The organism is Frankia sp. AgKG'84/4 (assembly GCF_023242965.2).
Lineage (GTDB): Bacteria > Actinomycetota > Actinomycetes > Frankiales > Frankiaceae > Frankia.
Window position 1 is genome coordinate 1 of sequence record NZ_JALKFU020001171.1, and the last position, 2718, is coordinate 2718.

3 protein-coding genes are annotated in these 2718 nt (G+C 72.1%); 2 read left to right on the top strand and 1 reads right to left on the bottom strand.

All coding sequences use genetic code 11. The features are described from left to right. The coding region (locus MXD58_RS28295; protein ID WP_250611219.1) for an ATP-dependent helicase at nt 1–1751 on the bottom strand (1751 nt) is incomplete at its 3' end. Nucleotides 1752–1847: 96 nt separating this feature from the next. Between MXD58_RS28295 and MXD58_RS28300 the strand changes: the two genes are divergently transcribed. Both MXD58_RS28300 and MXD58_RS28305 read left to right on the top strand, forming a co-directional pair. Then, nucleotides 1848–2087, top strand: coding sequence for a mycoredoxin (locus tag MXD58_RS28300; protein ID WP_248821412.1), 240 nt, complete (start codon nt 1848–1850; stop codon nt 2085–2087). A 113-nt stretch (nt 2088–2200) separates the two neighbouring features. After that, the coding region (locus tag MXD58_RS28305) for a GAF domain-containing protein (RefSeq protein WP_250611221.1) at nt 2201–2718 on the top strand (518 nt) is incomplete at its 3' end.

Consider the following 2718-nt stretch of genomic DNA (forward strand, 5'->3'; position numbering starts at 1 on the left):
GACCGGTCCGCCGCCGCACCCCGGCGCAGTGGGCGCAGGTCGTCGAGGAACCGCGACGGTCGGCGCGGCCGTCCGCCGCCCTCGCCGCGGGTCAGCGCCCAGGACAGCACCAGCCGGGTCCGGGCCCGGGTGACGCCGACGTACAGCAGGCGCCGCTCCTCCTCGATCTGCTCGGCGCTGCGCGCGTGCACCAGCGGCACCGTGCCCTCGGTGAGCCCCACCAGGAACACCGCGTCCCATTCGAGGCCCTTGGCCGCGTGCAGGGTGGACAGCGTCACGCCCTCGACGGTGGGCAGATGCTCGTGGGCCTCGCGGTCGGCGAGCTCCGCGGCGAACTCCGCGAGGCCGGCGGCCGGCTCACGGGCGGCGAGGTCCGCGGCGAGCCGGTGCAGCGCGGCGAGGTTCTCCCACTGTTCCCGTTCGGCGCCGGAACCGGCCGTGGGCTCGTCCGGGCGCCAGTTCAGGGCGCCGAGGACGTCGGCGACGGCGTCGGCGAGGCCGGCGGGCCGGTCGGTGTCGGCGGAGCGGATCGCGCCGCGCAGCAGCCGCGTTGCCGTGACGACCTCGCGGCGGGCGAAGAACTTCTCCCCGCCGCGGACCAGGTAGGCGATGCGGGCCGCGCCGAGCGCCGCCTCGTAGGTCTCGGACTGCGCGTTCGTCCGATACAGCACGGCGACGCGGCTGGCGGGCGTCCCGCGGGCGAGCAGCGACCTGATCCGGGCGACCACGGCGGCGGCCTCGTCGGCCTCGCTGTCGCACTCCAGCCAGACCGGTGCCGGCCCGGCGGGCGCCGCGGCGACGAGCCCGGTGCCGGCGCCGGCCCGCACCAACCGGTTGGCCAGGGTCACCACCTGCGGCGTCGAGCGGTAGTCGCGCACGAGCCGGACCATCGCCGCCGCGGGGTAGCGACGCGGGAAGTCCAGCAGATACCGGGGTGAGGCACCGGCGAAGGAGTAGATGGTCTGGTGCGGGTCCCCGACGACGCAGAGGCTGTCACGTTCGCCGAGCCAGCCGTCCAGCACCCGTTGCTGCAGGGTGTTGACGTCCTGGTACTCGTCGACGACGAAGTGGCGATAGCGGGAGCGGATCTCCGTGGCGACCCAGCCGTGTTCCTCGATCATGGCCGCGGTGAGTAGCAGCAGGTCCTCCATGTCCAGGACGCCGGACTCGCTCTTGACCTCCTCGTAGGCGGCGTAGAGCCGGCCGACGGTCTGCGCGGTCAGCGTGGTCTCGCGGCCGCCGGCCACCGCCGCGCGGGCGTAGTCCGCCGGCGTGATCAGGCTGGCCTTCGCCCACTCGACCTCGGCGGTCAGGTCACGCAGCTCCGCCCGGTCCGGCCGCAGCCGCAGCCGCCCCGCCGCCTGGACCATCTGCGGGATCTTGCTGCGTTCCGTGCGGGGCAGGGGTCCCCCGGCCACGGACGGCCAGAAGTAGTGAAGCTGCCGCAACGCCGCCGAGTGGAACGTCCGGGCCTGCACCCCCGGCACGTCCATGGCCCGCAGGCGCCCGCGCAGCTCCCCCGCCGCGCGGGCGGTGAAGCTCAGCGCGAGCACCTGATCAGGGCCAACCCCCCGGTCGACGACCATGTGGGCGATTCGGTGGGTAATCGTGCGCGTCTTGCCCGTACCAGCCCCGGCGAGGATGCACACTGGGCCTAGCGGGGCGTCCGCCGCGGCCCGCTGCTCGGGGTCGAGCGCCGCGAGCAGGTCGACGGTGCGCGGGGCGGCGGCGGAAGCTGGCGATCCGGACATCCCTCGACACGGTAGTACCCGTGCGGCGCGGGAAGCGGCGGCGGCGCGCAGCGGTTACAGCAGTCGTTGTGTCCCAGCGGCTTGGAGGATCAAAACGTGCTCACGATCTACTCGACTTCCTGGTGTGGCTACTGCGTTCGGCTGAAGGGTCAACTCGATCGCGCCGGCATCGAGTACAAGGCCGTCGATATCGAGAACGACCCGACAGCAGAGCAACTTGTCCGCGATGCGAACAACGGGAACGCGACCGTGCCTACCGTGCTCTTTCCCGATGGCACTGTGATGACGAACCCGAGCCTTCGCCAGGTCACTGAGAAGGTCACTTCTGCCGCATAACGGATACGTAGAGCAACGACATCTCGGGAGTTCTTACCTTCCCACCGCACACGCGGCCGGCTCGTGGGACGGTGTCCGTCACTGCCCGTGAAGTTTGTGGGAGAGTTCGGCCTGTGTCGTCAGCACCCTCAGAACAGGCGTGGAGCACCGTCGATGCCGCGCTGCGGGCCGTTCGCGCCCTGGACCGGATGGAGACGGCCTGTTTCGTCGTGGTTTCTGCGACGACCGCAAGCTATCTCCGTGTGACCGGAACCTTCGGCGATCTCAACGAAGGAACCAACTTTCCCCGCGCGGACAGCGTCATCGCCCGGATGCTCGACGGTGCGCCCGCCGTGGCGTCCGGGATCGATGCGGGCGACTCCGCGGCCGATACCGCCGAGCATCGCCGGTTGGGGGTACGCAGTTATCTCGCGACACCGGTGATCAGACCGGACGGCCGGCTGCTCGGCGTGCTGGCCAGCCTGGACCACGCCGACGTGGCCGTGCCCGCCGAAGTGCGGGCGCTGATCCGGGCAATCGCGGACGCGCTCGGAGCCGCCGGTGCCGTGCCGGAGCCCTCCGCCACGGCCGTTTCCTCGAACGGGCCGAGGCCGCTGGCGGGATCCCCGCCGGAAACCGCCCCGCCCGGCGT